The organism is Paenibacillus sp. ALJ109b (assembly GCF_010747435.1).
GTDB classification, from domain to species: domain Bacteria; phylum Bacillota; class Bacilli; order Paenibacillales; family Paenibacillaceae; genus Paenibacillus; species Paenibacillus taichungensis.
Genome location: NZ_JAAIFP010000004.1, coordinates 142264 through 168000, shown reverse-complemented (window position 1 = coordinate 168000; position 25737 = coordinate 142264). Strand labels below are relative to the sequence as shown.

Below are 25737 nucleotides of genomic sequence, written 5' to 3'. Positions count from 1 at the left end.
CTCCAAATTATTTATCCATGTTGTTTACAGCGTTTTTCATTTGATCATCTGTTAAGTGCGTATAAATCATTGTAGTTTGTATTGAAGAATGTCCTAATTGATTTTTTAATTTTGGGACATCAATATTCTCAATATGATAACGTGTGGCAAATGAATGCCTCAAAGAATGAACCGTCAAAGCCGGCTTTCCAAAGGCTGTTGCATATTTCTCAATAAGTTTTTCAATAGAACGTTGTGTTAAACGTCTATTTTTACCTTTGCGTCCTACAGGTGCTGCAATAAACAAATATTTTTCATTTTTTTCTGGGGTATATCTTGTTTCCCTTACCTGCAGGTAATTCTCAATATCTAGGGATGTTTGGCTGCTAAAGTAAACATATTGCTCTTTTCCCCCTTTTCGAGTTACTCTTACAGACGATTTCGTCAGATCTAAATCCTCAAGATTGATTCCGGAAACTTCTGATAATCTAAGTCCTCTCCTAAGATTAATGAAATTATTGCCGTATCTCGTTCACGATTAAACTGATGGAAATGCATGATACGTTTGTTTGTTTTGTTTAATTCGCCATAATCGTATGCTACAAACACTCTAAAAGCTTCAAAATCATTTTCTCTCAGTATTTTTCCTTCCATACGATTCGCGATCGTTTCCTGACTTTCTTTTACTGCATTTAAGTCCATTTTAGCCATAACATTTCGTTGTATATAAGGCTTTAAATCAATTGTTTCGGCTTTATTCTGTAAGTAATCAAATAAGCTGTCGGTATGTACTTTTAGAGAATTTATCATTACAAGCAAATAAAATAAGTTACAATAACCTAATCCTTGAGTGTTCATGCGTCCGAAGCATCCCATTATGGTCATTTTGGACATTATTCGAACAGCTGATGGAACAAACTCTTGTGTAACAACTCGTCTTTATCATACTCCTCATCCTCGATCCGATGCTTCTGAGAGTCCATTAACGAAGGATGAAGAGTAGGTATAAGCAGGCCTATCCGTTTCTCAGCCAGCCCGACTTCGCCAGCTCGTAAGCATCCTGTTATTGGATCTATTCGCTCCAGCCGGCTGAGGTAATTCTCGTAATGATGCTTGAAGCTAAACGGCAGCATCTCACCATTCACTCGGTCTGTTCGTCCGCATCGAATCATTGGGTGTCTGTTATGCATATCGAAGCGCCCGCTCAACGATATCCTTTTGATATGAATTCAGACCAATTTTCGGGTTAAAGAACGATTCAATCGACGCTACATAAACTGCTGGTGGAAGTGATGGAGATGCAATTAATGCTTTGTGTGTCAATTTGTAATTTATATTGCACCATTTTTAAAACTTATTTTGCGTAAGAATACACATATAGACAATAGCTTGTATCACTTAGTTACAAGCTCCTTTTTGTACTAAAGTCCCCTTTATTGAATTAACCCTGTGTGATCTTATGCGACGTTGGTATGGATGTTTTAGATTCATTAGTATAAATTCATTTGGTATGAGAAGTTTGTTTTCAAGTGTGTTTTTCAACGGTGAAAACATCTCTTATCATCTCAAGTAGAAAAACAATGCCTGAATTAGCGAGAGAGCCGATAACTGCATAATAGGGTTATCGGCTCTGTGTCTGTACGGCTAGCTCTTTGACATGCGTTTATCAGCAACCTCTCGGTTATGTCACTTGTTGCTGGTCTTCTTGATCAAGTCCACGCCATCGTATGCCAGACTTTCCACACTTGCAGCCTTCTGCAGTATGTAATGATCAAAAAAGTTCTTCGTATAGTCTGTAACAAGATTTCGCATCTCCATAGCATCCCGTTCGCCTCTGAGTTTCTCATTAACACTGGTAAACACGATGTCGCAATAATCTAAATGCGCAACACGATCAACAGAGAAATAATAGGTTTCCATGCTATTGTTAACGCCAATTATCGCATTCATATTATAGTTAGGTTCACAAAACAGTAGCAAGAAGGGTTTCTTGAGATCGCTGTCAAGAAGGCCGAACGCACCGCTATCCAAGCCAGTCCCGCAGGCGAACCGCTCGTCGTCCCGGCAAACCATCGCCGTCGTAAGCCCTCCATAAGAATGTCCGACTATGCCCATGCCGATGTCAAGCAGCAATCGGTCCTTAAAGATGGAATTCAGTTCTCCAGAGTCCAGTTTGTAAAGATAATCGGCTACATACCTTACATCTTCTGCCTGTAATTCACTATACTCTGTTAACTTGGCAAGTATAGGCAGTGCAAGCACGTTACGGCACATCTCAATGGCAGTCTCATCGTCAGGACGCATCTCCATCTTACCAGCCAGCGCCAGCATCTCCGGATCTTCAGAGAACGCGATAAGGACATCCGAAAAATCCTTGGATACATTAAACAGCCGCCCATCTTTACGCTTATACATCGTGCTATTCGGATGGCCGATGCTTACCACTACATATCCCATGCTTGCCAAATCTGTACAGATCACTGTACCCCATTCCGGAGAACCGCCCCCGCCGCAAACATAGAATAACACCGGATAGCGCTTTTCCTTCCCGGAGAGAGCAAGATCATCGTAACACCGGGTCTTGATATCTATTGAGAAAATATCCTCAGTGACAAGCGGCTGCTCATTAAGCATCTCGTAGACTTCAGGAAACATGTACGTTGATGTAGTCTTACCTTCGCTACTGTCAGAAGGATAGTATACAAATGCCGTCAGTTCTCTTGTTGAGTGATCGGATGCCGTGTACTCCAAATCCATCTGGGTTCGACCGACAGTATAGCCGCCAATTGGTTCTGGAAATGCGTCATACGTTTTCATTTTCTTGTTCCCCCTTAATTAATAAAAGTGGCGACTGTGAAACTATTACATCCAGTGAATCATATATTTACTCCTTGGCTTTCTTGATATCGCTAACCATTTCAGAATATTTATGATCTTCAAGCAGCCCATGACTCATAAAGTCAGCAAAGTACTTACTAAGCTTATGTTGCAGCGTAGAGTCCTTAATATCGAATTCCCTAAAAAACATGACTAAATTAAACTGCATTGACTCAAACATAAAAGAAATCAGATCGTCGTCAAGATCAGGTCGGAGATATCCATCAACCCTCATTCGGCGTAAAATGTCCTTGATTAAGGGGAATGACTCGCCCTTTAGCACATTCAGATATACTTTAAGCAAAGTGTTCTCAGGAATGTTTAAAAATGTTTTAGTGAGTTTGATTTCCAACTCATTCAGCGGCTCGGTCTCAGTGCCATTAACGTTACCAAATAAGGTAGTAAGGAAAAACCGGTAAAGGGAATCTTCATTACTGTTATTAAAATACGCAGCTCTTTTCTGTGTGACATTACGTACTAAGAGACAATAAAGGTCATCCTTGTCTTCAAAATACCGATAAAATGTTCCGGGGTGCATGGACAAACTATCCAAAACCATCTTCATAGTTATATCCTCGTAAAGATTATCAACAAAAAGATGCATAGCGCTATTAGATATTTCCTCGTGCCTTGCTTCATCTAAACGAAAGAACGAATTTTTTGGCATAGATTGCTCCTTAACGTAAGGTGTGAATTGATTCTCACTTTACCGATAATCCATTCACATGTCAAGTAGTCTTGAAAATCAATATAATTATAAAAGATTAAAACCATTACATTAGAAAAGTATCCTTCCTAAGAGATAAGTTAATGGAGTTGTTTTGTTTTTTAATATGATACAATCATAGAGAGGGGAAAAAATTAGTGGTGTACGGGTTTTATTCGAAGAATGCTATACGTTATGAAAGGTGGTTTAGCAATGAAGATTCTCATAGTTGGCTATTTTAGCGAGACTTCAAAATCAAATATTGCAAGGTATTTTCCTCAAGACTGGAACGTTGTAGTTGTCCCGCCCGGAAAAGAAATGCTGCATCATATTGAAGATTGCCAGGTAATCATCCCTGAACATATTAAAGTGGATCACAGCCTGCTTTCTATCGCAAAAAAATTAAAATTGGTCCAGACGGGTGCAGGATTTGATAATGTAGATGTCCCTGCCTGTACACAGCTCGGCATTTGGGTGGCCAATGCTGCAGGAGTGAATGCACAGGCAGTGGCCGAGCACGTAATGGCACTGATATTGTCTTATTATAAAAACATACCGTATCTTGATACTTTCATGAAAAACAAGATGGATGAAAATCAATTGGACTATACAGGGAGTGAATTACAGGGCAAAACAATTGGGATTATCGGTTTGGGCGCAATCGGAAAAAAAGTAGCTGCGTTTTGCAGGGTTTTTGATATGAATGTGCTGGGTTATTCGAGAAATGCCATTGTACAATCGGACGGTTTTGTGAAAATGACGGATTTCGATACTCTTGTAAGCACATCGGACATAATCAGTGTACATATACCCTTGAATCAGCACACCAAACAGCTGATCAACAAAGCGACATTCAAGAAAATGAAGAATACCACTCTTTTTATCAATACAGCTCGCGGCGGGATTGTCAACGAAAGAGACTTGATTGATGCATTAAAAAAAGGGGATATTTCAGGCGCATGCCTGGATGTGTTTGAATCTGAACCGCTTCCTATTGACAGCGAGCTCCGGAATCTGGGTAATGTGATACTTACTCCCCATACAGCAGGAATGCCTGATGGTCGGAAATTTCATAAAAAAAGATATGATTTCTTTATAGAGAATATAAAACGTGTACAAAACTGTGAAGAGCCTGAAAGCAAGCTCAATCAGTTATGATAGTTTTGGTGCAATAAAAATCGATCGCCCCCTACTCCCTTACCTTCAATGATACCAATCTCAGCAGCTTTTTAATTTCGATTGCTGCATAGGATACATCTATATCTTTAAATTCTACAGAAGATGAGTTGCTTTTGTGACTAAGTTATTTACTGGTATTCTTAATAGGACTCATTGGGACGGTTAAATGGTTACAAAACAGGGAGCAGTGATGATTCACTAGGAAGACTTCTGCATAGAAATCCATTTGGAAGAAGATGATGCACGTACTAAGTGACTTCTAAGTCTTTGGCAATCAGATGATTCTCTTCATATTTCCCACTGGACAAAATTTCTCAATGTTGCTGCTTGATTCCACTGCTAGACAATTCAATATAATAATCGAAAATTCATTGTGGCGTGTTCAAGTGTAACTGTGCCCATACATACCCCATTTCTGCACCTATTGTCCATTAGTTATTTGTTAACCTCAGCTCAGGAAAATGAATTTGTTCACCAAAATAAAAAACCTCAATTTTAGCGAATTTTGATGCTATTGGTGTTTTTGTCACGAGACATTATTCCACCACACTTTATTCAGATAACAATCTAATCCAAAATGACACAATGTTCTTGTCTTTTTCGGCAATGGTACAATGTTCTTGTCCTCAGCTTGGGACAAGAACTTGGTTCCTTAAAACAAATAAGCCGCTATACTGTACTCAAGAATTTAGTGTATGTCCACATGCTTCTCGATTTCCCTTGAGGTTTTTGCTCATCAAAATATTTGTTTGCTTGACGTACGTAGGTGAAAATCAACTCGATCGCTTCTTTTAGACGACCTTCTTCAATTAGAATTCCAGAATTTCGATACATCTCTTCAGTTGCCCTTTTCCATCCCTCGCTAAGCTCCCCTGAAGGAACGCATCCTCCAAAGGATTTGTCGATAAAGGCCAACGTTCGATTAACAAAATTTCCGAACGCACCAAGCAACTCCCCATTGTGACTGTAAATGAATTCCCTCCATGAAAAATCCGTGTCGCGCTTCTCTGGTCCATTTGCAATCAGAAAGTAGCGAATGGAGTCCGGTTGGTACCTTTTCTGAATGTCCGGCACCCAGACTGCCCAGTTGCGGCTTGTTGAAAACTTTTTCCCTTCTAGTGTCATGTACTCACATGAGATAATTCGATCCCGTAAATGTAGCCCTCCTACTCCCAAGAGCAGAGCAGGCCAAATAAGTGTGTGGAAAGGTATATTGTCCTTTCCATGAACATAATAAGCGGTTAAATTCTTCTCTTCGTCCGACCAAAAGGATTCCCAACTACCACTGCCTGAACTGTCCATTGCTTACTTGCAGACAGGTACCCGCTAACAGCTTCAATCCAGACATAGATTTTCTTTTCGTCGAATCCTTCAACCGGAACTTCTACACCCCACGTTAGATCTCTAGTCGCCGCACGATCTTGAAGCCCCTCATCTAAGTACCTTTGAGTCAAATGGATAGCATTTACTTTCCATCCCTGAGCCTTTTCTGCGTATTTGGTCAATACATCTTGGAATTGAGACAGTGCCTGGTAAAAATCTTTGATCTGTTTCACAATATGTCTGTAGAACGGTCTTTTTATAAAGATGACCATTTTCCAGAAGCCTCAAAAACAAATCTTGGACTACGCGATGATGAAATTCTTGATCGGTGCGCGTGTACAAATCATAAGTGAATCCCAAGCGAGTTAAACATTCGATAAATTCCTGATGATATCGATCTGCAATATCACTTGGTGAGACTCCCTCCTGAATAGCCTGAACGGCAACAGGAGTTCCATGACAATCGCTACCTGACACATATAAAACGTCATTTCCCTTTGCACGGAAAAAACGTGCCACTACATCCCCCGGTAATAAACTTGCCAATCGCCCCAGATGCAATGAACCATTCGCATACGGCCACGCTCCACCAATAAATACCTGCGCCATGAGATTCCCTCCCTCATTTTTGACAAACAAAAAAACCCTCATCCCAAAGGGACGAAAGTTGTGCTCACGTGGTACCACCCAATTTTATACATGCCTCACGGCATTCACCTCTTCAGGTACGACGCTTTTCGCGTTTATACCCTAGCACAGTAACGGATGCGGGTTTCGTCGCAGTCTAAAACCACATGAGGTTTCGATGCGCAGCTCTGAGACCATGTTCGCTAGGCTATTCTTTACCCCTTTTCAGCTACCGGAGCTCTCTGTAAAAAGACATTGCCATGGTACCTCTTTCTCTTCTTAGCTTTTCAGGATATTCAAGTTATTGGAAATAATACTAAACATCATTTCCCAAGTCAAGGTTTTTAGAAAGTTTACCTTTGACTTTTATAATCGAAGCAAATCTCAGACATATATACGTCCACATGTGCCAGCGCCTGCGTTGTTGATGAGAATATCGACCGACAAGCCCAGTTCGGATATTTGTTCGGCCAGTTGACGCGGGGCATTCGCTTTGGACAAATCGCAAGCGAGTGCATAAGCCTGCACGCCGTAATGACGTTGATTTCCCTTTCCATTGCATCCAGTTTGTCCTTGGAGCGCGCTACCAGAATCGCATGACAGGCTTGTGCCGCCAGTTCTTTGGCATACGCTTTCCCGATTTCAAATGAAACTCCGGTGACTACAGCCAGCTTGTTTCTATATGCATACTTATTCACGATACTAAGCCTCCTAATGATAACACTGCACTGATGTAAATTATCTTAATCGTACTATCGGTAGAAGTGGTTAGCCACAGCATAGCTATACTATTAACGGGAGAAACCGCATCGGTTCTCGTTATGGTTCTCTTTTGTGGCAACGAAACTTAACAACGATTATAATGATCGTATACGAAGTGCTTTGAGTCCATTTGGTTAATTACGATACGTATCTTTCATATTAGTAATTAGAGGTGAAATGCTTGAAAACAAAACGTTTCTCATCCGCATTGGGTGAGTTCATAAAATCGCGCAGAGAACGCCTGCATCCTTCAGAGGCAGGGATCCAACCGCTGCCCGGACGAAGACGCACTCCGGGACTTCGAAGAGAAGAAGTCTCTTATCTTGCTAATATAAGCGTGACTTACTATGCCTGGCTGGAGCAAGGCAAGGAGGTTAATCCTTCGCCGGAAGTGCTGCTAAGTATCAGCAAAGCGCTTCAGCTTGACGAAGACGAGCAGAAGCATCTATTCGATCTGGCCAATGTAGTTGTGGCGAGCGTCGTCACAGTGCCAAATAACGGTGGGCCGGATACGGGAATTCTGCAGAAAATCGTAAATCAACTGCATTATCCTTCTTTTATCACAGACGAAGGTACGGATGTTATCGCCTGGAATCGGGCGGCTGAACTGATCGTAGCCGATTTCGGCAGTCTGCCGGACAACGAACGGAATATGATGGAAATTATGTTTTTAAAGCCTGATTACCGCAACAGACTGGTGAATTGGGAAAGCGCTGCCCGTTACTCTGTAGCCGTTCTGCGGGCAGGCTTCGATCTTTACAAGAACAACCCGTTATATATGGAACGGTTTGAACGCTTGAGACGGGAAAGCGTGGAGTTCGTACATTTCTGGGAGCTATATGAAATCAAACAAAAACGCGTAGCCACCGCTCTATACCATATTCCTGACGCACAGGAGATGGAGTTCGAGCTCCATTCCGCGGCTGTAATCGATAATGACCCGGGACTGCACTGGTGTTTCTTTGTTCCGGTGCCCGGTTCAGGCACGGAGGAGAGATTATTGCGTTTACTTGAGCAGGACAGGCAGCTACCGTAGACTGTTACTCCTGTTAATAGAATAGACGTGCTGTGGCTAGCACCCTCCAGTTGCTTGTATGATTCAGTGGAAGACAACGATTGGAGGGTATTTAGCATGCAAACATGGTTCATTACAGGAGCGTCAGGAGGCTTGGCTTCACGTATAACTCGCCGGTTGCTGGTTAGAGGGGACCGTGTAGCCGCAACGGTACGCAAGCCGGGGGTGCTGGATGATCTGCAGGCACAGTATGGTTCACAACTTTGGCAGGCTAATTTAGATTTGACAAACTCTCAGCAAATTGCTGAAGTGGTGGAACGTGCATTTTTAGAACTGGGCACGATCGATGTGTTTGTCAATAATGCAGCCTATGGCTTGTATGGTGCAGTGGAAGAAGCAAGCGACAGGCAAATTGAGCATCAGTTTATGACCAATGTGCTTGGCTCCCTACGTGCAGCGCGTGCAGTCCTGCCCTTTTTCCGTAAGCAGGGCGGCGGTCACATGGTACAGATTTCGAGTATGGCGGGTCATTATTCTATTCCGGGTATGGGACTGTATTGCTCTTCGAAATGGGCGGTCGAAGGAGCCTTTGAAGCGCTAGCTAAGGAAGTGGCTCCGTTCAATATTAAGACCACTATGGTGGAGCCCGGCGGAATCCGAACGAATTTCCTTACAAGCAACGCCGTATTCGGCGAGCGGATGGACGAATACCGGGATACGGAAGCGGGACAATTCGTTAGTCTGATGAAGGGAGAACTGCCTGGTATAGATATGAGCATGTTCAATCAAATGGTTGTCGGCGATCCGGATAAAATGGCACAGCAGATTATCCGTCGTGTCGACCAGGGAGAAGGTCCGTTACGTATGGCGTTGGGCAGTGACGCCTATGAGCAAATCCGTGCAGCTCTGCTGGACAGACTGGCCGCTCTGGAAGCACAGAAAGAGCTGGCTTACTCCACTGATTCAGGTGAAGTGGTAAAACAATTTTAAAGGATACCAAAGAATTCGACATCCACGGCAACTGATATGCTCCTCTGAACAGCCGGTTTATTTAGTAATCCTGTCTACTTAAAGGGGAGCATATTTAAAACTTGCCCTTATTTATGATATGGTTCACCTCGCATGACCTTAAACTAACCTGCCCGTTAGTTGAACATAAGCAGCCGATCATATTGATCAGCTGCTTTCTTAGGTTTATAACGCTATCGTTCCCCGTTAGTTCAATGACCTCTTTAAATCAACCCTTGTATAAGTTTGCTCATATGTTGTCCCGTCTTCATTGTGGAATAGAGCTGTTCTTGAGTATGGTTCAGTAATTCTTTTATATCCAAGCTTGGTTATAAGCTTTATCATTTTCGGATTCCCAATTGGGTCAACACTAACGAATATTTCAGAATAGCCGAGTTTCCTTGCAAGTTTTTCACGATGTCTAATTAAACTCGAACCAATACCATTGCCACGAAAGTTTTTATTTACATATAAGTCACTCAATTCGGGCGATAAGTTACTATTAAGTTTTAAAAGACCGAACCCCAAAATTGTTGACCTATCCATTTCAGCAACAAGGAGATACACTTCCTTTTTTTCTTGTTGGTTCAAATACGTTATAAATAAATCCTTGTTATTTCTCACATCAAGTAAAACTCTGATATCTTCTTTCTCTGCTAAGCGTATGCTGTATTCCATACCCACCTGCCTCCTTCAAGCTAACGATCCAGCTAAGATTGATGAGGCTTTGGAATCTGGATTAGTTGTTGATGAATCTAATCCAGTAGCTACATATACGTTTGATGACGGTAGCTACGTTCAGCTAACATCGTCAGCATCACAAAGTAGCAATAGTTCCCGGTCATCTTTGATTGCCCCTGCCTCCAAGGGGATCTGGAAAGCAGATGTCACATTAAGTGCTTATAGCGCAATCACTGGAGATAACTTATTGCTTTGGTCTTATACGTTAAAACAAGAGTACATTACTGATGGTAAAAAGATCACTTGGTACAATTCTGTACCTTCGACAAGTTTCTACAGTCCAATTTGGAGTGTTTGGAACTTGAATGGTGAAGTTCCTGGGGTCGGTCCGGGACCAGTTAGCGGCACAATACGTGCAACCTCATCGATGAAAGCTAGTTTTGGGATTTGGGAATTAAACCCTCAAACTACTAATGGGGAATTGATTTTGAATATCAGTGGTGATGGTAGCTATACATCATCTGCAAAAAGATGGAACAACTAAATACTAACAAACAAAAAAGACTCGCCTAAAAGTGGCGAGTCTTTAATCTCTTAGAACTTTCTTATGCTTCACCCTTAAATAATCAATTACCAAATCCGTGACTTGATCCCCATCCGCGTCCTTTCATGTCATCAATTACTTGTTTTGTCAGATCGTTTTAAAACAATTTTCGCATTCTGAGTCGACAACTTACCCGCAAAAATTGTTTTGACACAAAGTTGCCTACTAAAAAATGAAAAACCCTTGTTCTAAAAGGTTATCATGGTTGGTAACTTTGTGTCATTGTACAAAACTATTATACATAGCTTGCTTCTCACCTTCCCAATAATAATAAACTATCCACTTAGCCTGCTCCTGTGAAAGCTCATCTATACTGCTGAAATAAGGAAGATCCACACCGGCGATAGAATGACCGATAGAGATAATTTCATCGATACATTTCCCTCGTAATCTATCCAGTTTGTACATATAGTCTTTTATGTTCTTATAGGTCTCCTCGTAATAACGTTGAATTGCCCCACAGATGCTCAACAGTTTTTCATCAAACTTCTCTTCTGCTTCACCTGCTTGTTCTTGGATCTCTTCCATTCTTGTAATATTACCATGCTCCAATATCGGGTCATCACCGAATGGACCATTATTCAATGACCCATGGATGTGTACAATGTCTATATCGTCAATTTCAGCACCGAAAGTTTCTAAAATGATGAGTATCGGAATAAATCCTTGCTTCCGATGATAGTTTCCGCTTAAATGCCTAGACATTATGACGTGCCGAATCGCCAAGTTGGGGTAATACCAGTGTAGCTGTCACCAGGGGCAATGAATATGGAAATGTAAGAAACCTCCGGAGATATGGAAAGTTCTTTTTTAAGTAAAACCAATTGCATTTTTGTTCATTTGAACTAAAGTTCTTCGTTAGAGTTTAACGTAAATTTCTTATTGACGATGGAATAGCTTTTCAGATTTCGGGTCTTTTGGCTTCTCGTTGATTAATATCTTTCTTGTTCTAGATCACCTATCCTATTCACCGAAAATTTTCCTGCATATTTCCTCAATGGAGGGGGTGTATTCCCCTGAAGTGTCAATAGAGAATGTAGGTACGTCGATCCGGGGTTCCTCGTAAGGGCTCACGCTCAGCTCAATTCCTTTTCTGGCCATGTCGACTCCCTTATCGCCATGGAAGTATTCCCGAAGCGGGTTGTCCAGCCCCCGTCGGACAAACCTGTCGAGCGCGATCTTGTCGTCAACCTTGCAAATCAACAAATAGACCCGCGCCTTTCCCATGAACTGTTCAAGCATGGTCGACCATCTCCTATGCTGGAACGCTGCTTCAGCAATTACCGATACATTGTTTGTTATCAGCCCCATGAGCGTCTCAGAGAAGATTTCCGTGGCCGTTAAATTTACTTCCTCTGGAAGCTCGGTATGACTTTTGGCGAAAGTATGCACATATCCTTCCTTAATCTGATCCCGGCTGATTACTGGCATAAAAATCTCATTACCAAGCTCCTTAGAAAATGTTGTTTTCCCTGAACCTGGCCTACCAGTGACAACGATTAAATACGGCTTTGACATGTGTTTAACTCCTTATGACGTAATAAAATGATAAATAACTGCCCATTTGTGTATAGTATCAGTCCTAACCAGATTCATGAGGCGATAGATTCCGTTCCATCGCCTCGCTCTTGTCGCCCGTAAGCATAATCATAGGGTTACTCGATTACTTTGTGGTTTCTTGAAGTTTTCCATTCCAGTGCCTTTCGTTCGATTTCCAAAACAAGGTCGTTTTTTCCGTTGATGTACGATTCGATATCGTACGGAAACTGTTGAGCCGAGATTTGTATCTTTAACCAAGGCTTCAAGCCAAATAAGCTCTGATGCGATATACCCTTTTGATTGAATGGAAATCGTTGAGATATGGATTTTGATAAGAAACTTTTGATTATCATCGCTGGTCTGAACTTGAAATGTAACATTATCACTCTTTCCGAGATACACAAGTTTTTCCCAAATGTTTGGGTATTGATATAAAGCTTCTTTCGCCACCTTCGCATAGTCTTCTTCAGAAAGGAAAGTATCCACTCCAGTTAATGTGATTTTTAATTCACAATTTTACCAAGTAGACTTTATTTTGTGGTGATAAAAGTTGATTATAACTAAACTTTACTGCCCGGTAGTCGAATAAAGCCGCCGATCCTGTTGATCGGCGGTCTCCTTTGGTTTTATAACTATCGTTTCCGGATAACCTAATCGATGCTCGATGAAGCTATTCCAGCCTAAAGACAATCTTTGTTCCCGTCTTCTTGTCACTGAATGGCCACCACCTTTTACAATTCGGCAATCATATTCTTCTCCAATTTGCAATTTAAAATGGTGGTGACCATTGGAAATTGAGGATGCCTCAGCCTCATCCCAATCAATATTAAAAGTCACTACACTTGCATTACTATATTGCCTTATTGAATTTAAAGTATAAAAGAAGTTCCCTCCTTCGACGGACATTAGTACAGGTACATGTTTTCTAAAATCCAATGGATCAACCATGGGTCTGGGATCTCCTTCTATTGATCAACACGACGCTTCTGAGAGCCTGTCTTCGAGGGCTCGTCGCTCGAATTACCGTCGGATCCGTCAGTCTGAGCAATGAATTCAAGAACTTATATTTAGAAGGCAAGGGGCCGGTCACCGGGACATTTACGACCTGTTAGAGCATCTGGAGAAGAGATGATCGATCAGTTCACCGCGGGATGAGCTCTCCTCGCCTATCTGGAGTGGGCAATGAAGTTTCGAGAAGACTGCTACCGTTAAACTCAAGAACTAGTGTCATTTATAATGTAAAAACGCTTTTGTTGGTGTATCCATAAAAGCGAGAAGTATTCGGATATGTTCCATCCAGAATACGAGTAATACGTGAATAGAACAGGACACGTGAATTTTTGAAAAAAACTAATTATCCATATACTGCCGAGCGTGAACCGGCGTACCTTTAGTTACTTCACCTGTCACTGTGTTGATTTCCAACGGTTCCACCAAAACCTTCCATTCATTATCGCTTTTGAAAACTTTATAAGGGAGTGGTGGTGACTGTTCGTAGCTTTGTCCTGCATACTTTTCGATCACTGAAATTTCAACTTCATTACTGTTGATTTGCTTGCTTCCCACAATTTCATACCCAGTAGTAGGATTGGTTTTGAAATCTTTTTCATATCCTTTTTCCCTACTTTTCTCATCCAAATAGTTTATATCTTTTGAATATAACATCATTCCCTCTGCATCCTTAGCAATGTAAGCATCATAGTATTCAGTTGCTGCCTCCATCGGAGTTTGAGCAACGACTCTTTCTGCGGTTGTAGTTGATGTTACTAAAATAGAACCGGCAACAACTCCAGCAAGTAATAGCAATACTAAATTTTCTCTCTTCATGGATCGAAGCTCCTTTTCGATAGTTATTTTTCAATTGTTCTTTATGTGTACTTATATAACGTAGTAAATTACTGGGAAGTTGTGAGATTTCTGTTTTTTTAATCTATAAAATAGTGGACTAACATACTTGGAGTTTTCATGAAGGCGCCCTAGGAGTCTCCCGTCTCAATAGGTATACAAAAAAGGATCGTCAGCACTTCTGCAACGAACTCTATAGTCAACACGTTAGTTAAAAACAGCAGCCAAAATACGGCTGCTGTTGATTGCATTTCTTATGCTAAAGTTTCCCGTTAGTTGAATAAAGGTAGCAGATATTGGTCAGCCGCAGAGTTATTCATAATCAATCTGCAACTTCTTCTTGACCAGCTTCTCCTGTCCAAATCGAGCACAATAGCAAGACAGCACCGACAAGTTGCTGAAAAGTCATCTTCTCTCCAATAATTAGTATTGAAATAAAAAGAGAGGTTAGGGGGGCTATATAACTCAATACAGCTATACTCTGGGCATTAAGTCCTCTCATTCCGGCAAAAAAAAGATAAAAACCAAATCCACCATGAACGATACCAAGTACAAGCATCAATATAACATTGTTACAATCCATCGAACTGACATTTATGCCCTCTGTAATCAACACAAATGAAATTAAAATCATTACTGACAATCCTAGCTGCAAAAGTGTATTTGCCAAACCGTCTAGACCACGAATAAATTTGTTAATCAGGGTCAATCCGGTATAGAAACCGGCAATTACCTATTTGTGTAATCGACTATGACACGATGTCCTTGTCCTCAGTTTGGGAAATAAGCTTGGTTCCTTAAACAAAAACGATATTTACGCGACATTTTAAGTTATTTTCTTTTGTCACTCTACATGAATTCCAGCCATGAAACTGTTTAGATACTTACCTAATCGGGAATGACACAATGTTTTTGTCCTTTTCGGCAATGGTACAATATTCTTGTCCTCAGCAAGGGACAAGAACTTAGTTCCTTTAAACAAAAAAGCCGCTAAATAAGCGACTTTGAATGGAACAATGTTCTTGTCCCGCGACAATTATTTAGTTACTCACAAAAGCGGCTTTTCTTGTTACTAGTTAATGACCTAAGGCTTTAACATCATTTCTAAATTGGTCTATTGCATTCTCTATTTTCTTAACATCGTTCACTGTGATGTCAGATGGTTTGATGTTTATAACCTTCCAAGCCTTCCCATAAACAGTTTGCATTGCTACGATTGCACCCTCATCTTCATCGAGAGGGGTAAGCGCACCATAAGGTTTTGTTAAATTCCTGAACTCTTCAATAAGAAAAGCTACATTAATTATTTCCTTATCCGTAATTTTACTATCATTAATCAAAGTTGAGAATCGATATTTAATACTTGCTGCTCTCTCGTCTATACCGGCAAGCTGCGATTGTTGTAGACCTTCAATTTTGCTGGTAAGAGCATGATATTTACTCGCTGTAAGTAATGAGTAAACCCCAACAATTATTGTTAGCCCAATAACCAGCCCAATTAAGATATTCTTTTTCATGGTTCACCCTACTCTTTTCCAGTAATTTTGAAGTAGTGCGTAGCTTGACGCGTATACACATCGACAGGATAGTAATAAGAGATATCATTTGTTGTATAAACAGTGTAATAAGCTTTGGCGCTTGCTTGTAAATTTCTAGTGACACCATCAGGAACATCGTAATAGAATACAAAGTTCGAAGGTGCTCCGATTGATTTGGGTTTGTAACCTTCTTTATAGGTTCCTGTTGCAGAATCGTAAACGCCTGCGGTATATTTATCAGCATTTGCAACGCCAACGCTAGGCGGTATCTCTGTTTTATCATTTGAGACTCCTGTCAGGTAAATTGATGCGGAACGATTTAAGTCATCTATGTTATAACTAACTTTACCTGGTGCCTCAGTTAGGAAAAAGAAAGCCGTATCAATAACATCACCTAAAAACGGTATTTGAAGTCCTTCAGCTAACCATCCTAGACTAGGAATGGCTGTGCTAGAAGATTCTTTCGGTAATATATTGGCAGGTGCAATAAAATTATCGACAGCAGTTTGCGACTTAAACGTCGTTACGATTTTGGAATTTGCTACATTTGTAGCTCTTATGTCACCTGGCATTTTATAGTTACGGCTATACCACTGTTGAACTATGCCATTACGAGTGTAAGTTTTAAGTCTCGCTTTACCTGTGAACCCATCATAGAGAACAGAACTGGAAACAGCACTTGTAGCAGCGTTGTTCTCTTGTATTGTTCCGTGAGGATTGAAATTTATCTCACCAATCCCTGTTTCATAACAAAACTTTTAAAAAAATACTTTTCATATGCGGCAGAAGCACTATGTGGGTCCATTGAAAAAGTGATAATAGCTAAAATAACGACGAACAAAGTAATATGCGGATAACTCTCCAAGAAAAGAAAGTATTGAATCAAAAACTATATCTTGGAATTATCGCTAAAATGCATTCATGAGTATACCAGAGACACTGCTCATTTATAAATCTTCAATTACTAGTAACAAATGATTATTTTTCCATTGAAAATTTCGATTGGGACATTTACACAATGGATTAATGTCATCGAACCGATGAGTTTATCAAAAGTATATGTATGCTTCCAGTACTCCATAGCTACTTTGAATCTGATTCTTCATGTAGCAAATTTTAAAAGACTTACTTATGACACGATAACTCAACAAAAGAGTGAGTAGCATGCTAAACTACAGAATACTCTTTTCTTTTTCAACTAACGTTACCCGTTAGCTTAATCTTGTCCCTAGATAGTTATCATCTACCCTATAGCCGTTAAAACCATTCTCGATGAACTGAACTGTTTATGGCTGCTCTCCTTTCATCACCGTCATTCCCAACTAAACTTAAACTCCAGAGTATCTGAACCTTAGATGGTAACAGATGAATATTCATGAATTACTTCCTTATTATTCGGCTCATCTTGCTGTAATTGACTTCTTATCGGTGATACTTATGGAGACCTGAGCCGATTAAATTGGGCATTACTTCTGGATCGGCTTATGACTGGGAATCGCCTAGCAGGTATTTAATCTTTTATTGAGCAACCTGAATAAAAAGTCGAGATAAGCAGATAAATAACTCAAACAAAGGTTTGATTTGTTTCAAGGAGGTTGTTTATGAAAAGATTAATGAAGAAGTGCTTATTAGTTCTTATTGGGTTTGGGATAACAGGGATAATCCCTTCCATTAGTACTTATTCTGAAGCTGTATTACCTAAAGTTGATAAGGAAGCTCACTATCCAATTACGTATTTTGCTTCACTAAGTGAAGCAGTTAAAGAATATCAAAAATTAACATCTACAAATCCTGTATTAATACCAACTTGGTTACCCAGTGAATCATATTTGGAAAGTATACGCATTCTTGGTGGTGGTGATGTTCTAACAACGGAATACGTAGGTGGAGATCTGAAAGTTCGAATTCATGTTAATCCACAAATAGAACGGTCAGATTTTAGCATGCGTAGGACAATCACCATAAATGATAAAACAAAGGCTGAGTATAAGGAAAACCATTTCCTTTATTCATTGAATTTTGATAAGAAAGGTAGAAATTACATGATTCTTATTGAAAAGAAGAATGTTAAATCAATCAATAATGCTAATCCAATCAGTGTTATCAGTAAACATAAAGCAATAGAGTATATGGTTAAGATCGGACAATCCTTAACCCCATTTAAAGGGGATAGTTATTTTAAGAAAAGAACTGTTAATCACTGGCATAATTAGTAAAAGCATGACCTGAATGTCCACCACCTTTTACCATTCGGCAATCATATTCTTCTCCAATTTGCAATTCAAAATGGTGTAGACCATTTTGAATTGAGGGTACCTCAGCCTCATCCCAATCAATATTAAAAGTCATCCTCCACCTTCGCTAAACTAGCCTGCTCGTTAGTTGAACTTAATAGAACACCTGTAGGGAATTTGTGATGCATGAAAGTACAATAATTCAACGGTTAATGCATTCAACGTCGATACCAATACATATATACTAATCCCACCACGTTAAGATAATGAATCACAACGGAATCGGAGGTGTAAATGACATGAATCAAAATGTTACTTTAATAGGCAAGACAATAAAACTCTTACCCCTAGAATCTAAACATAAAGAAGATTTACTTGAAACACTGATGAATCCATACATATGGGAATTTACTTGGAGAAAAAATGCAACATATGATGATATTAAGCATTTAATCGAACAAGCCATACAAAACCAGCTTCATGGCACCCAACTCCCTTTCGTCATCGTCGAACTCATGTCGGAAAAAATTATTGGAACCACAAGAATCGGAGATATCGATATGATCAATCAAAATGCGGAAATCGGCTGGACATGGCTAACACCAACCTACTGGCGTACAGGTGTAAATACGGAATGTAAGTTTTTACTGTTAAATTATTGCTTCGAACAATTAGCGTTAGTCCGCGTGCAATTTTCCATCAGCGGCTATAACATAAGGTCACAGCAAGCGATAGAACGGATTGGGGCAACTAAAGAAGGCATATTTAGGAAGCATAGGCGGGATACTCAAGGTAGATTTCATGACAATGTTTTTTATAGCATTACGGATAACGACTGGCCTGAGGTAAAAAGCACTCTTGAACATATGATCCATATAAAATACTCGCCAAAAAACACAAGATAGATGTTTGTACAAAAGAAAGTAAAAGAAGCACCCTGATATTTTCCTAGCCAAATGCCATTGGTAAGCTCAATAAAAGCCCGTCGTAACAAGGGCCTTTATTGAGCTATAGTTTCTTCGTTAGTTCAATGAGTTTTAATAATTTCTTGCCAGTTAGGAGGCAAGTCATAATCCCTAATGTGCTTATACTCAAGAACCACTATTGATCCCGAGTTATCTATACTAAACCTCATTGAGTCGAGTCCAACATCCAAATGAGGTCCTACGTACGGGATAGTTTTAACCTGAACATCAATATGTGAAGAATGATATTTAACGTCTACATCAGTTCCATCCAAAAAAGGCGTAAACGTAGGTGATTCAGTTAATTTATTTTTGTAGTATTGGTTAATCTGTTCCTGTATTTTTGGAGCTAACAAAGTAAGTACAAGCCGTTTCAATGGTTCATCGTTTGGCTTTGCACAAATGGGCTGGATTACCATCAAGAAAATGATGACTGTTAGCAATGATCCCATAAATCTTTTCATTTCTGAAACCCTCATCCCCAGATTTTTAAGGGTAGTTTTCACTAAATGAAGATAATTTATTATGCTAACCTGCCCGTTAGTTTAATGAATTGAAGGGCAAGATGACAATTAGTTATGCGTCTAACCGGAAATAGGAACATGTTCTTGTCTTCAACAGCTTTCGCTTTTTTAATACCCATTCAACCATGTTTAACCTCTCTTTGATTCAGTTGTCCATAACAATATGAACATTTTTATGTGTTATGGTACTTAATGAAGTCTTAAGTGCATGTGATAAATGTTTAGCTATGCATCTAATCGGCAATCGGACTATGTTCTTGTCCTCAAACCTTTCATTCTCGCCTTCACTTATAAGGAGTTTTCTAGGCTTAGAATACAACTCATTTTAAATAAATTTTTAGAAACAAAAAAAACCTCCGACTATGTGTCAGAGGTCATACTTAAGCATTAGGTTACAACTTATGTGTTTAGAGTAAGAGATTTATCAAACTTTACATGATCAGCGGACTATCTAATGAATTAGTGGTTTAATTTGCTCTCCTGCTTCATTAAGCTGATTAATAAAATTATCAGAATCCTCATATTCCTTTGGTAAATCATTTAAAAATTGATGGATCTGTTGCTTGAATAATTTGTGTTCTTGAGAGTTGAATTTAGTTTCATCTGATATTTGATCTCTTACAAGTGAGGCATAAGAATTCTCCAATAATAAAAAATCATTGCTTAGTGTATTAAGTTTGATTGCTGAATGATCTAACATCAAATCCATACGGTGATTTATAAAAACAATAGAAGTATATGCATCAAACATTAGTACGGCCGTATCATCTTTAATATTCTTCTCATCTATTTGCGCTAAAACCAAATCCAGACTATTAACACTCGAAACAAAACTGTTATAGTAGTTTGAACTTGTTAGATTCTCTTTTTTATTGCTAGCATTATTTATAATTAGAATTTCAGATATAGCAATAAGGAACACGACGACAAATAGCGTGGTTTTTTTATAGTATTTTTTCATAATTTAATTAATCGTATGTTGTACATACGCTTCAGCAGACCAGATTTTTAATGGAGTGATGCTTTTAGCAGTATACAATCCGTATTGTACTCTTGCTTGTGGAGCGACGTGAACTTGTAAACCGTCTATTATTCTGAAATTAAACTCCGCAGTAACGCCTGATTTTTTATAAGCTCCAATCGCTTTGTTTGCATCTTTCCAGCTAATTGTATTTGGTAAACTCGCATCTGTAGGCCACAGGAACGTTAATGTTCCATTCTTGCTATTAGAGATATCCTGATCTGTCCCTGTTGTAATACCATTTGAATATTGATTAAGAAGGCTACCTATCACACCTACTCCAGATATTTTATAATCCAGTAGATCAAAGATTGTTGTATCTATTTCATGTTCCTTGAGATTTTCGCCTGGATTAGTACCTTGTATATCGAAAACAAAACTGCTATCATGAGTTACTGTTTTCATCTTAGTTTCGATTGCTGCGACAGTAGGAATATAATAATTACCATAGTGCGCTTTTATCGTATCAAGTCTGGCCCATGCTTGAACATAAGTTCTTCCAAGTCTTTTGTTTTCATCCATTAATGTCGAAGTTGAGAGAACTACTGTACTCCAACCATTAACTGCTTGAGTACTACCTCCAATATAAGAACTGTAGTCATTCCCTTTGTGATGTAATTGAGGGTTAGCGTGCGCGTTAGGTGAAAAGGTTAGTACTATCGTTATAGACGCAACTATTAGTGAGATGATACTCTTGTTCAAAACCTTATATTTAGACATTAAAGCTCTTCCTCCTCGACGTTACCTATCCCACGAACAATGTTAGAAATTTCTTCTGTTCCAAAACTGTCATCACCAAAAGATAGTACAACGGGGCCTTCCTCAAGAGTTCCCATGGCTACATACGAAAGGAACAAGAAATGGACATATTCTCAACTCAATTGGCTTATTTTATAAACCAAGGATAAACAAATTATTGATTGCACGTAGACATATCTTGAATCATTAGATGGTTCCGTAAAAACAGCTAATCGATTAGTAAAGACTTGATACAAATGCTGAATTTATATCCCTTAAAGAACACAAAAGCTTTATCAATCGCTATATGCAAAATAAGGCTTATTTTGATAAGGGAGATCCCTTTGAAGTCCACAAAAAAATAAAACAAGAGGCTACATAAATGGGTGCTAAAAACTTCTAAATACAAGATAATAGTTCAGCTCTATGAGCAAGTTCAACAAGAATCATATCAAGTCTATGTAGGTACTCTGGAGCAATTACAAATTATTCTAGGCACATAACTCAAAATACGATCTGAAAATTAATCACGTTCTTAGTGAACTTGAGAAGCTTAAACAAGATTACATAACGAACTCTCAGAAACTGTGTTTTGCAAAAGAATATGAAGCAGTCAATGTTCCGAAACAACTGGATATAAGCCCGATTTAAAACGTTGCCCTCATTTGCTGGACCCGGAGTACATCCTAGTCGCAGACCGGTCATATGGCAAACATAAACAGTTTGACCGCTACCAGAAACAAGAAAACCGGTAGTGCTTTGTCATTCGGTTCCGCGATCATACCACCTTTCCCCTTCCAACGCCACGGGTATGCGAACGTCCCTTAGGGAAGCATTGAGCAAGATTTGATCTGCCAGTTAGGGAAAAACAAGGCCCTTTCCAAAAACCGGTTGAGTCTGCATACGGTCAATAACCCCGGTTGACCAGCTACAAATACTTTTATGTCGATATACCTCCAAAATGTTGAGGGAGATCATAAAGCATCATATTCTCTCTACGCTTCTAAGCACAACTGATTAACTATTTTTCAAACAACAATTCTGTAAATAGAATGCAAAGCATGCTGTATTCATTTGCATATGTTTATTATCCCCATCTAACTTGCTGAGTAAAATGCCTCCTTCGAGCAAGGAAAAGGCAAATGAAGCAAGTGCATCCGCATTCATATCCTCCTTAAACTCCCCACTATATATTCCGTTAAGAATTATACTCTTTATCATATCCAAATGGTTATGCAGCCCTTGTCTTGCCCGATCTCGAAGTTCCGTATGAGTATCGTCACTTTCTACTGCTGTATTCTGCATAGGGCATCCGCCAACAAATGGTGGATTACCAACAACATCTTCATAAACACTAAAAAAAGCAAGTAACCGCCCTGACGCAGACTGCTCCCGTTCGACCGCCTCAGCAAATTTGCTGACAACTATACTGGCGGCGTAGTTGTAGGCTTCAAGCGCAATCTCATCTTTATTTGTAAAATGTCGATAGATGCCCCCCTTCTTAATCCCGGTGTCGGCAATAATATCGTTTAACGATGTACCGGCATAACCTCTTTGATTAAAGATTTCTGCCGATTTCATAATAATGTGCTCTCTTGTTCGATCTCCTTTTTTCATAGCTTCCTCCGAATGTTCTTATTCTAATCTAACATTATATCAAATTTTACGGCCGAAACCTTGCCAATGTCATAAATCTTGATATAATAAAGGTACCGATCGGTATCTTTTTTTTAAAAAACAAACCATTCCAAAGGCAAATTGGACAAAAAAATGGGGAATGGATTTCGAACGAAAACAGGAGGTTTATTCAATGAGTATAAAAGTAGGCATTAATGGTTTTGGGCGAATCGGTAGACTCGCTTTCCGTCGAATTCAAGAGGTAGAAAATATCGAGGTTGTAGCGATAAACGATTTAACTGACGCAAAAATGCTGGCGCATCTGCTCAAATATGATACTACGCAAGGCACTTTCCATGGAGACATCGAAGTTCATGATGGAGCCTTTACTGTTAACGGTCAAGAAATTAAAGTGCTGGCTCACCGCAACCCTGAAGAAATCCCATGGGGCGAGCTTGGCGTAGATATCGTACTCGAATGTACAGGTTTCTTCACCACCAAAGAAAAGGCCGAGCTTCACCTGAAAGGCGGAGCAAATAAAGTTGTTATTTCCGCTCCGGCAACAGCCGACATGAAGACCATCGTGTATAACGTAAACCATGAAACACTGGACGGAACGGAAACCGTCATTTCCGGTGCTTCTTGCACAACGGTCAGTCTGGCTCCCATGGCTAAAGCTCTGAACGATAAATTTGGAATTCAATCCGGGTTGATGACAACCGTTCACGCCTATACAGGCAACCAGAATACCCTTGATGCGCCAGATTCAAAAGGGAACTTCCGCGCAGCACGGGCTGCAGCAGAGAACATTGTTCCTTACTCCACCGGTGCTGCTAAAGCCATTGGCCTCGTTCTTCCTGAACTGAAGGGCAAACTTGATGGTGCATCTCAGCGTGTACCTGTGCCAACAGGCTCCGTAACAGAACTCGTAGCCATTTTGAACACTAAGGTAACGGTTGAGGAAGTTAACGCCGCTATGAGAGAAGTATCAGATCCAGAAACATACGGATACACGGAGGACGAGATCGTATCTTCCGATGTTAGAGGAATGACATTCGGGTCTCTTTTTGATGCCACTCAAACAAAAGTTCTAACCGTTGGCGACCAGCAACTGGTGAAAACTGTTGCCTGGTACGATAATGAAATGTCTTACACCGCGCAACTGGTTAGAACATTAGAATACTTTGCAAAACTCGCCAAGTAACATCATTGCAGTTCTTCTTTACCCTAGCTGCAAGCATCAAAAGAGCAGGGTTTATATGCACTGTACGGAAAGCTGCATAAGCAGGAGCAAGATCGGTACTTCCGATTTCTAGAAATTTATTCCAGGTTAAGAGTTAAGTTTTATCAAGACATGATTGATGAATTAGAGAAAATGCGAACGGTGAAGCTGATAGCACAGCCTCTATGAAAGGAGTCATGAAATGAGAGATTCTGAGGAATTGTTCAAAGATGTAGATGATGTATTGAGAAAACTGCGTCCTTATTTAAACCGCGATGGTGGAGATGCCGAATTGGTTCAAGTTAAGGATGGAGTGGCTAAACTAAAATTCTTGGGAGAGTGCAACGGCTGTCCTAGTGCAACGATCACATTGAAGGCTGGCATAGAACGTGCCATTTTTGAAGAAGTAGATGGCATTCATGAAGTCGTTCAAGTCTTCTAGAGAAAGGGTGACCAAACAAACTACTTCCTTGCTGACATACGTTTGGACCTGCCTTTTCGCTACAATAAGAGCGTAAACCAAACTTGAAACGAATGCAGCTTTATGATGAAGATTGCGCTAGATCCAACAAAAGTATGCGCTTCCGGAAAAAACGGCTTTTCCAAGTGCTTCAAAGGATCACGTTTCAAATCACATTTAGGAGGAACATTCATGTATAATGCCAGCTCCACCCGATATGACAAGATGACATATAACCGTACTGGCCGCAGTGGCCTGCTCCTGCCAGCTATTTCGCTAGGTCTGTGGCATAACTTTGGCGGGATCGATAACTTCGAGAACGGCAGAGCGATGGTGAGAAGAGCCTTTGATCTGGGAATCACCCATTTTGATTTATCAAACAACTACGGGCCTCCTGCCGGTTCCGCAGAAGAGACTTTCGGACAAATCCTGAAGAAGGATTTAGCCGCTTATCGTGATGAACTGATTATCTCCAGCAAAGCCGGATATTATATGTGGCCAGGCCCTTACGGAGAATGGGGCTCCAAGAAATATCTCGTATCCAGTCTGAATCAAAGCTTGCAACGGATGGGACTGGATTATGTAGACATTTACTACCACCACCGCCCAGACCCTAACACGCCGCTGGAAGAAACGATGTCCGCATTGGATCTGCTTGTTCGCCAAGGCAAGGCCCTGTATGTCGGCATTTCGAATTACAGTGCGGAAGATACCCGCAAAGCATCGCAAATCCTGCGCCAGCTCGGAACTCCATGCCTGATTCATCAGCCGAATTACTCGATGCTGTCCCGCTGGATTGAAGGCGGCTTGCAGGATGTACTGGACGAAGAAGGTATTGGAAGCATCGTGTTCTCACCGCTGGAAAAAGGCATCCTGACTGACCGTTATCTAAACGGCATCGCAGCCGATTCCCGTGCCGCCGGACCAAGTGTCTTCCTTTCTGAAAAAGAGCTTACGGATGATGTCCTCGGTAAAGTACGGAAACTGAACGATCTTGCCGCTGCTCGCGGACAGAAAATGTCGCAGTTGGCTCTCTCCTGGGTGCTTCGCGGCGGCAGAGTGACTTCCGCCCTGATTGGAGCCAGCAAGGTAAGCCAAATTGAGGATGCGGTCGCCTCCTTGAATGCACCGGAACTTAGTGCAGAAGAGCTGGAGCAAATCGAAGCCATTTTGCCCGGATAGTTTACTTTTCAATATGGAGGGCGGGGACAACGGTCCCCGCTTATTCTATTCTATCTACAGCCCATGCATGGGCTTGCGCTCTACTGAGGCT

Annotated in this window: 27 protein-coding genes and 2 pseudogenes; 9 read left to right on the top strand and 20 right to left on the bottom strand. The window is 40.4% G+C overall.

Annotation, left to right across the window (positions count from 1 at the left end; genetic code table 11):
• Window positions 1–7: 7 nt before the first annotated feature.
• From xerS to G3352_RS03880, 4 genes and pseudogenes are all read right to left on the bottom strand, one after another.
• Window positions 8–786 (bottom strand): annotated as a pseudogene (gene xerS, locus G3352_RS03895) (tyrosine recombinase XerS); the annotation flags it as partial.
• Window positions 787–872: 86 nt separating this feature from the next.
• On the bottom strand, window positions 873–1169 hold the full coding sequence (locus tag G3352_RS03890; protein ID WP_163753975.1) for a hypothetical protein: 297 nt from the start codon (window positions 1167–1169) through the stop codon (window positions 873–875).
• Between the two features lie 496 nt (window positions 1170–1665).
• A complete protein-coding gene (locus G3352_RS03885; RefSeq protein WP_163753972.1) occupies window positions 1666–2796 on the bottom strand; it encodes an alpha/beta hydrolase in 1131 nt (376 codons plus the stop codon).
• A 67-nt stretch (window positions 2797–2863) separates the two neighbouring features.
• Window positions 2864–3523 (bottom strand): TetR/AcrR family transcriptional regulator, encoded by a 660-nt coding sequence (locus G3352_RS03880; protein ID WP_163753969.1) that lies wholly within the window; start codon window positions 3521–3523, stop codon window positions 2864–2866.
• 234 nt (window positions 3524–3757) lie between these two features.
• On the opposite strand from G3352_RS03880, the gene G3352_RS03875 reads away from it, so the two are divergent.
• A complete protein-coding gene (locus G3352_RS03875) occupies window positions 3758–4720 on the top strand; it encodes an NAD(P)-dependent oxidoreductase (protein WP_240342924.1) in 963 nt (320 codons plus the stop codon).
• A gap of 744 nt (window positions 4721–5464) precedes the next feature.
• Here G3352_RS03875 and G3352_RS03870 read toward each other — a convergent pair.
• A pseudogene (locus tag G3352_RS03870) lies at window positions 5465–6673 on the bottom strand (methionine--tRNA ligase); the annotation flags it as partial.
• 371 nt (window positions 6674–7044) lie between these two features.
• Complete coding sequence (locus G3352_RS03865) at window positions 7045–7389, bottom strand: SDR family NAD(P)-dependent oxidoreductase (RefSeq protein ID WP_205524695.1); 345 nt, start codon at window positions 7387–7389, stop codon at window positions 7045–7047.
• Window positions 7390–7634: 245 nt separating this feature from the next.
• Here G3352_RS03865 and G3352_RS03860 point away from each other — a divergent pair, with 245 nt between their 5' ends.
• Both G3352_RS03860 and G3352_RS03855 read left to right on the top strand, forming a co-directional pair.
• A complete protein-coding gene (locus G3352_RS03860; protein WP_163753964.1) occupies window positions 7635–8489 on the top strand; it encodes a helix-turn-helix transcriptional regulator in 855 nt (284 codons plus the stop codon).
• Window positions 8490–8585: 96 nt separating this feature from the next.
• The gene (locus G3352_RS03855; protein WP_163753961.1) at window positions 8586–9458 is read left to right on the top strand and encodes an SDR family oxidoreductase; all 873 of its coding nucleotides are present in this window, start codon (window positions 8586–8588) and stop codon (window positions 9456–9458) included.
• 225 nt (window positions 9459–9683) lie between these two features.
• Here the strand turns inward: G3352_RS03855 and G3352_RS03850 are convergent, their stop codons facing one another.
• Complete coding sequence (locus tag G3352_RS03850) at window positions 9684–10154, bottom strand: GNAT family N-acetyltransferase (RefSeq protein ID WP_163753958.1); 471 nt, start codon at window positions 10152–10154, stop codon at window positions 9684–9686.
• Here G3352_RS03850 and G3352_RS03845 point away from each other — a divergent pair.
• Window positions 10141–10701 (top strand): hypothetical protein, encoded by a 561-nt coding sequence (locus G3352_RS03845; RefSeq protein ID WP_163753957.1) that lies wholly within the window; start codon window positions 10141–10143, stop codon window positions 10699–10701. The genes G3352_RS03850 and G3352_RS03845 overlap by 14 nt on opposite strands.
• A 279-nt stretch (window positions 10702–10980) precedes the next feature.
• Here G3352_RS03845 and G3352_RS03840 read toward each other — a convergent pair whose 3' ends face one another.
• The 8 genes from G3352_RS03840 to G3352_RS03805 all read right to left on the bottom strand — a co-directional run bounded on the left by G3352_RS03840 (window position 10981) and on the right by G3352_RS03805 (window position 16255).
• Window positions 10981–11466 (bottom strand): AbiH family protein, encoded by a 486-nt coding sequence (locus G3352_RS03840; RefSeq protein WP_163753954.1) that lies wholly within the window; start codon window positions 11464–11466, stop codon window positions 10981–10983.
• 258 nt (window positions 11467–11724) lie between these two features.
• The gene (locus G3352_RS03835; RefSeq protein ID WP_163753951.1) at window positions 11725–12279 is read right to left on the bottom strand and encodes an AAA family ATPase; all 555 of its coding nucleotides are present in this window, start codon (window positions 12277–12279) and stop codon (window positions 11725–11727) included.
• A gap of 129 nt (window positions 12280–12408) precedes the next feature.
• Entirely contained in the window at window positions 12409–12750 is a 342-nt protein-coding gene (locus tag G3352_RS30815; protein ID WP_205524694.1) for a hypothetical protein, read from the bottom strand.
• Between the two features lie 117 nt (window positions 12751–12867).
• The gene (locus tag G3352_RS03825) at window positions 12868–13248 is read right to left on the bottom strand and encodes a hypothetical protein (protein ID WP_163753948.1); all 381 of its coding nucleotides are present in this window, start codon (window positions 13246–13248) and stop codon (window positions 12868–12870) included.
• Between the two features lie 402 nt (window positions 13249–13650).
• On the bottom strand, window positions 13651–14127 hold the full coding sequence (locus tag G3352_RS03820; protein WP_163753945.1) for a Cif family virulence factor: 477 nt from the start codon (window positions 14125–14127) through the stop codon (window positions 13651–13653).
• A gap of 340 nt (window positions 14128–14467) precedes the next feature.
• Window positions 14468–14854, bottom strand: coding sequence for a DMT family transporter (locus G3352_RS03815; RefSeq protein WP_205524693.1), 387 nt, complete (start codon window positions 14852–14854; stop codon window positions 14468–14470).
• 367 nt (window positions 14855–15221) lie between these two features.
• Window positions 15222–15662: a hypothetical protein gene (locus G3352_RS03810; protein WP_163753943.1), complete on the bottom strand. Its 441-nt coding sequence runs from the start codon at window positions 15660–15662 to the stop codon at window positions 15222–15224.
• Between the two features lie 8 nt (window positions 15663–15670).
• A complete protein-coding gene (locus G3352_RS03805) occupies window positions 15671–16255 on the bottom strand; it encodes a hypothetical protein (RefSeq protein ID WP_163753941.1) in 585 nt (194 codons plus the stop codon).
• A gap of 1029 nt (window positions 16256–17284) precedes the next feature.
• On the opposite strand from G3352_RS03805, the gene G3352_RS03800 reads away from it, so the two are divergent.
• A complete protein-coding gene (locus tag G3352_RS03800; RefSeq protein ID WP_163753939.1) occupies window positions 17285–17896 on the top strand; it encodes a hypothetical protein in 612 nt (203 codons plus the stop codon).
• On the opposite strand, the gene G3352_RS03795 is transcribed toward G3352_RS03800, so the two are convergent.
• Complete coding sequence (locus G3352_RS03795) at window positions 17877–18032, bottom strand: hypothetical protein (protein WP_163753937.1); 156 nt, start codon at window positions 18030–18032, stop codon at window positions 17877–17879. The two genes, G3352_RS03800 and G3352_RS03795, sit on opposite strands and share 20 nt — an antisense overlap.
• 184 nt (window positions 18033–18216) lie before the next feature.
• Here G3352_RS03795 and G3352_RS03790 point away from each other — a divergent pair, with 184 nt between their 5' ends.
• Window positions 18217–18822 carry a GNAT family N-acetyltransferase gene (locus G3352_RS03790; protein WP_163753935.1) on the top strand — a complete coding sequence of 202 codons (606 nt, stop codon included), beginning with the start codon at window positions 18217–18219 and terminating at the stop codon, window positions 18820–18822.
• A gap of 122 nt (window positions 18823–18944) precedes the next feature.
• Here G3352_RS03790 and G3352_RS03785 read toward each other — a convergent pair whose 3' ends face one another.
• The 4 genes from G3352_RS03785 to G3352_RS03770 all read right to left on the bottom strand — a co-directional run bounded on the left by G3352_RS03785 (window position 18945) and on the right by G3352_RS03770 (window position 22782).
• The gene (locus G3352_RS03785) at window positions 18945–19346 is read right to left on the bottom strand and encodes a DUF3888 domain-containing protein (RefSeq protein ID WP_163753934.1); all 402 of its coding nucleotides are present in this window, start codon (window positions 19344–19346) and stop codon (window positions 18945–18947) included.
• A 511-nt stretch (window positions 19347–19857) separates the two neighbouring features.
• Window positions 19858–20367, bottom strand: coding sequence for a hypothetical protein (locus G3352_RS03780; RefSeq protein WP_163753932.1), 510 nt, complete (start codon window positions 20365–20367; stop codon window positions 19858–19860).
• 3 nt (window positions 20368–20370) lie between these two features.
• Window positions 20371–21147, bottom strand: a complete 777-nt coding sequence (locus G3352_RS03775; RefSeq protein ID WP_163753930.1) for a hypothetical protein — start codon at window positions 21145–21147, stop codon at window positions 20371–20373.
• A 1035-nt stretch (window positions 21148–22182) separates the two neighbouring features.
• Window positions 22183–22782 (bottom strand): TetR/AcrR family transcriptional regulator, encoded by a 600-nt coding sequence (locus G3352_RS03770; RefSeq protein WP_163753928.1) that lies wholly within the window; start codon window positions 22780–22782, stop codon window positions 22183–22185.
• A 193-nt stretch (window positions 22783–22975) separates the two neighbouring features.
• Between G3352_RS03770 and gap the strand changes: the two genes are divergently transcribed.
• The 3 genes from gap to G3352_RS03755 all read left to right on the top strand — a co-directional run bounded on the left by gap (window position 22976) and on the right by G3352_RS03755 (window position 25646).
• Window positions 22976–23986 (top strand): type I glyceraldehyde-3-phosphate dehydrogenase, encoded by a 1011-nt coding sequence (gene gap, locus G3352_RS03765; RefSeq protein WP_163753926.1) that lies wholly within the window; start codon window positions 22976–22978, stop codon window positions 23984–23986.
• A gap of 220 nt (window positions 23987–24206) precedes the next feature.
• Entirely contained in the window at window positions 24207–24446 is a 240-nt protein-coding gene (locus G3352_RS03760) for a NifU family protein (protein ID WP_163753924.1), read from the top strand.
• Between the two features lie 210 nt (window positions 24447–24656).
• A complete protein-coding gene (locus tag G3352_RS03755) occupies window positions 24657–25646 on the top strand; it encodes an aldo/keto reductase (protein WP_163753922.1) in 990 nt (329 codons plus the stop codon).
• The last annotated feature ends 91 nt before the right edge of the window (window positions 25647–25737 follow it).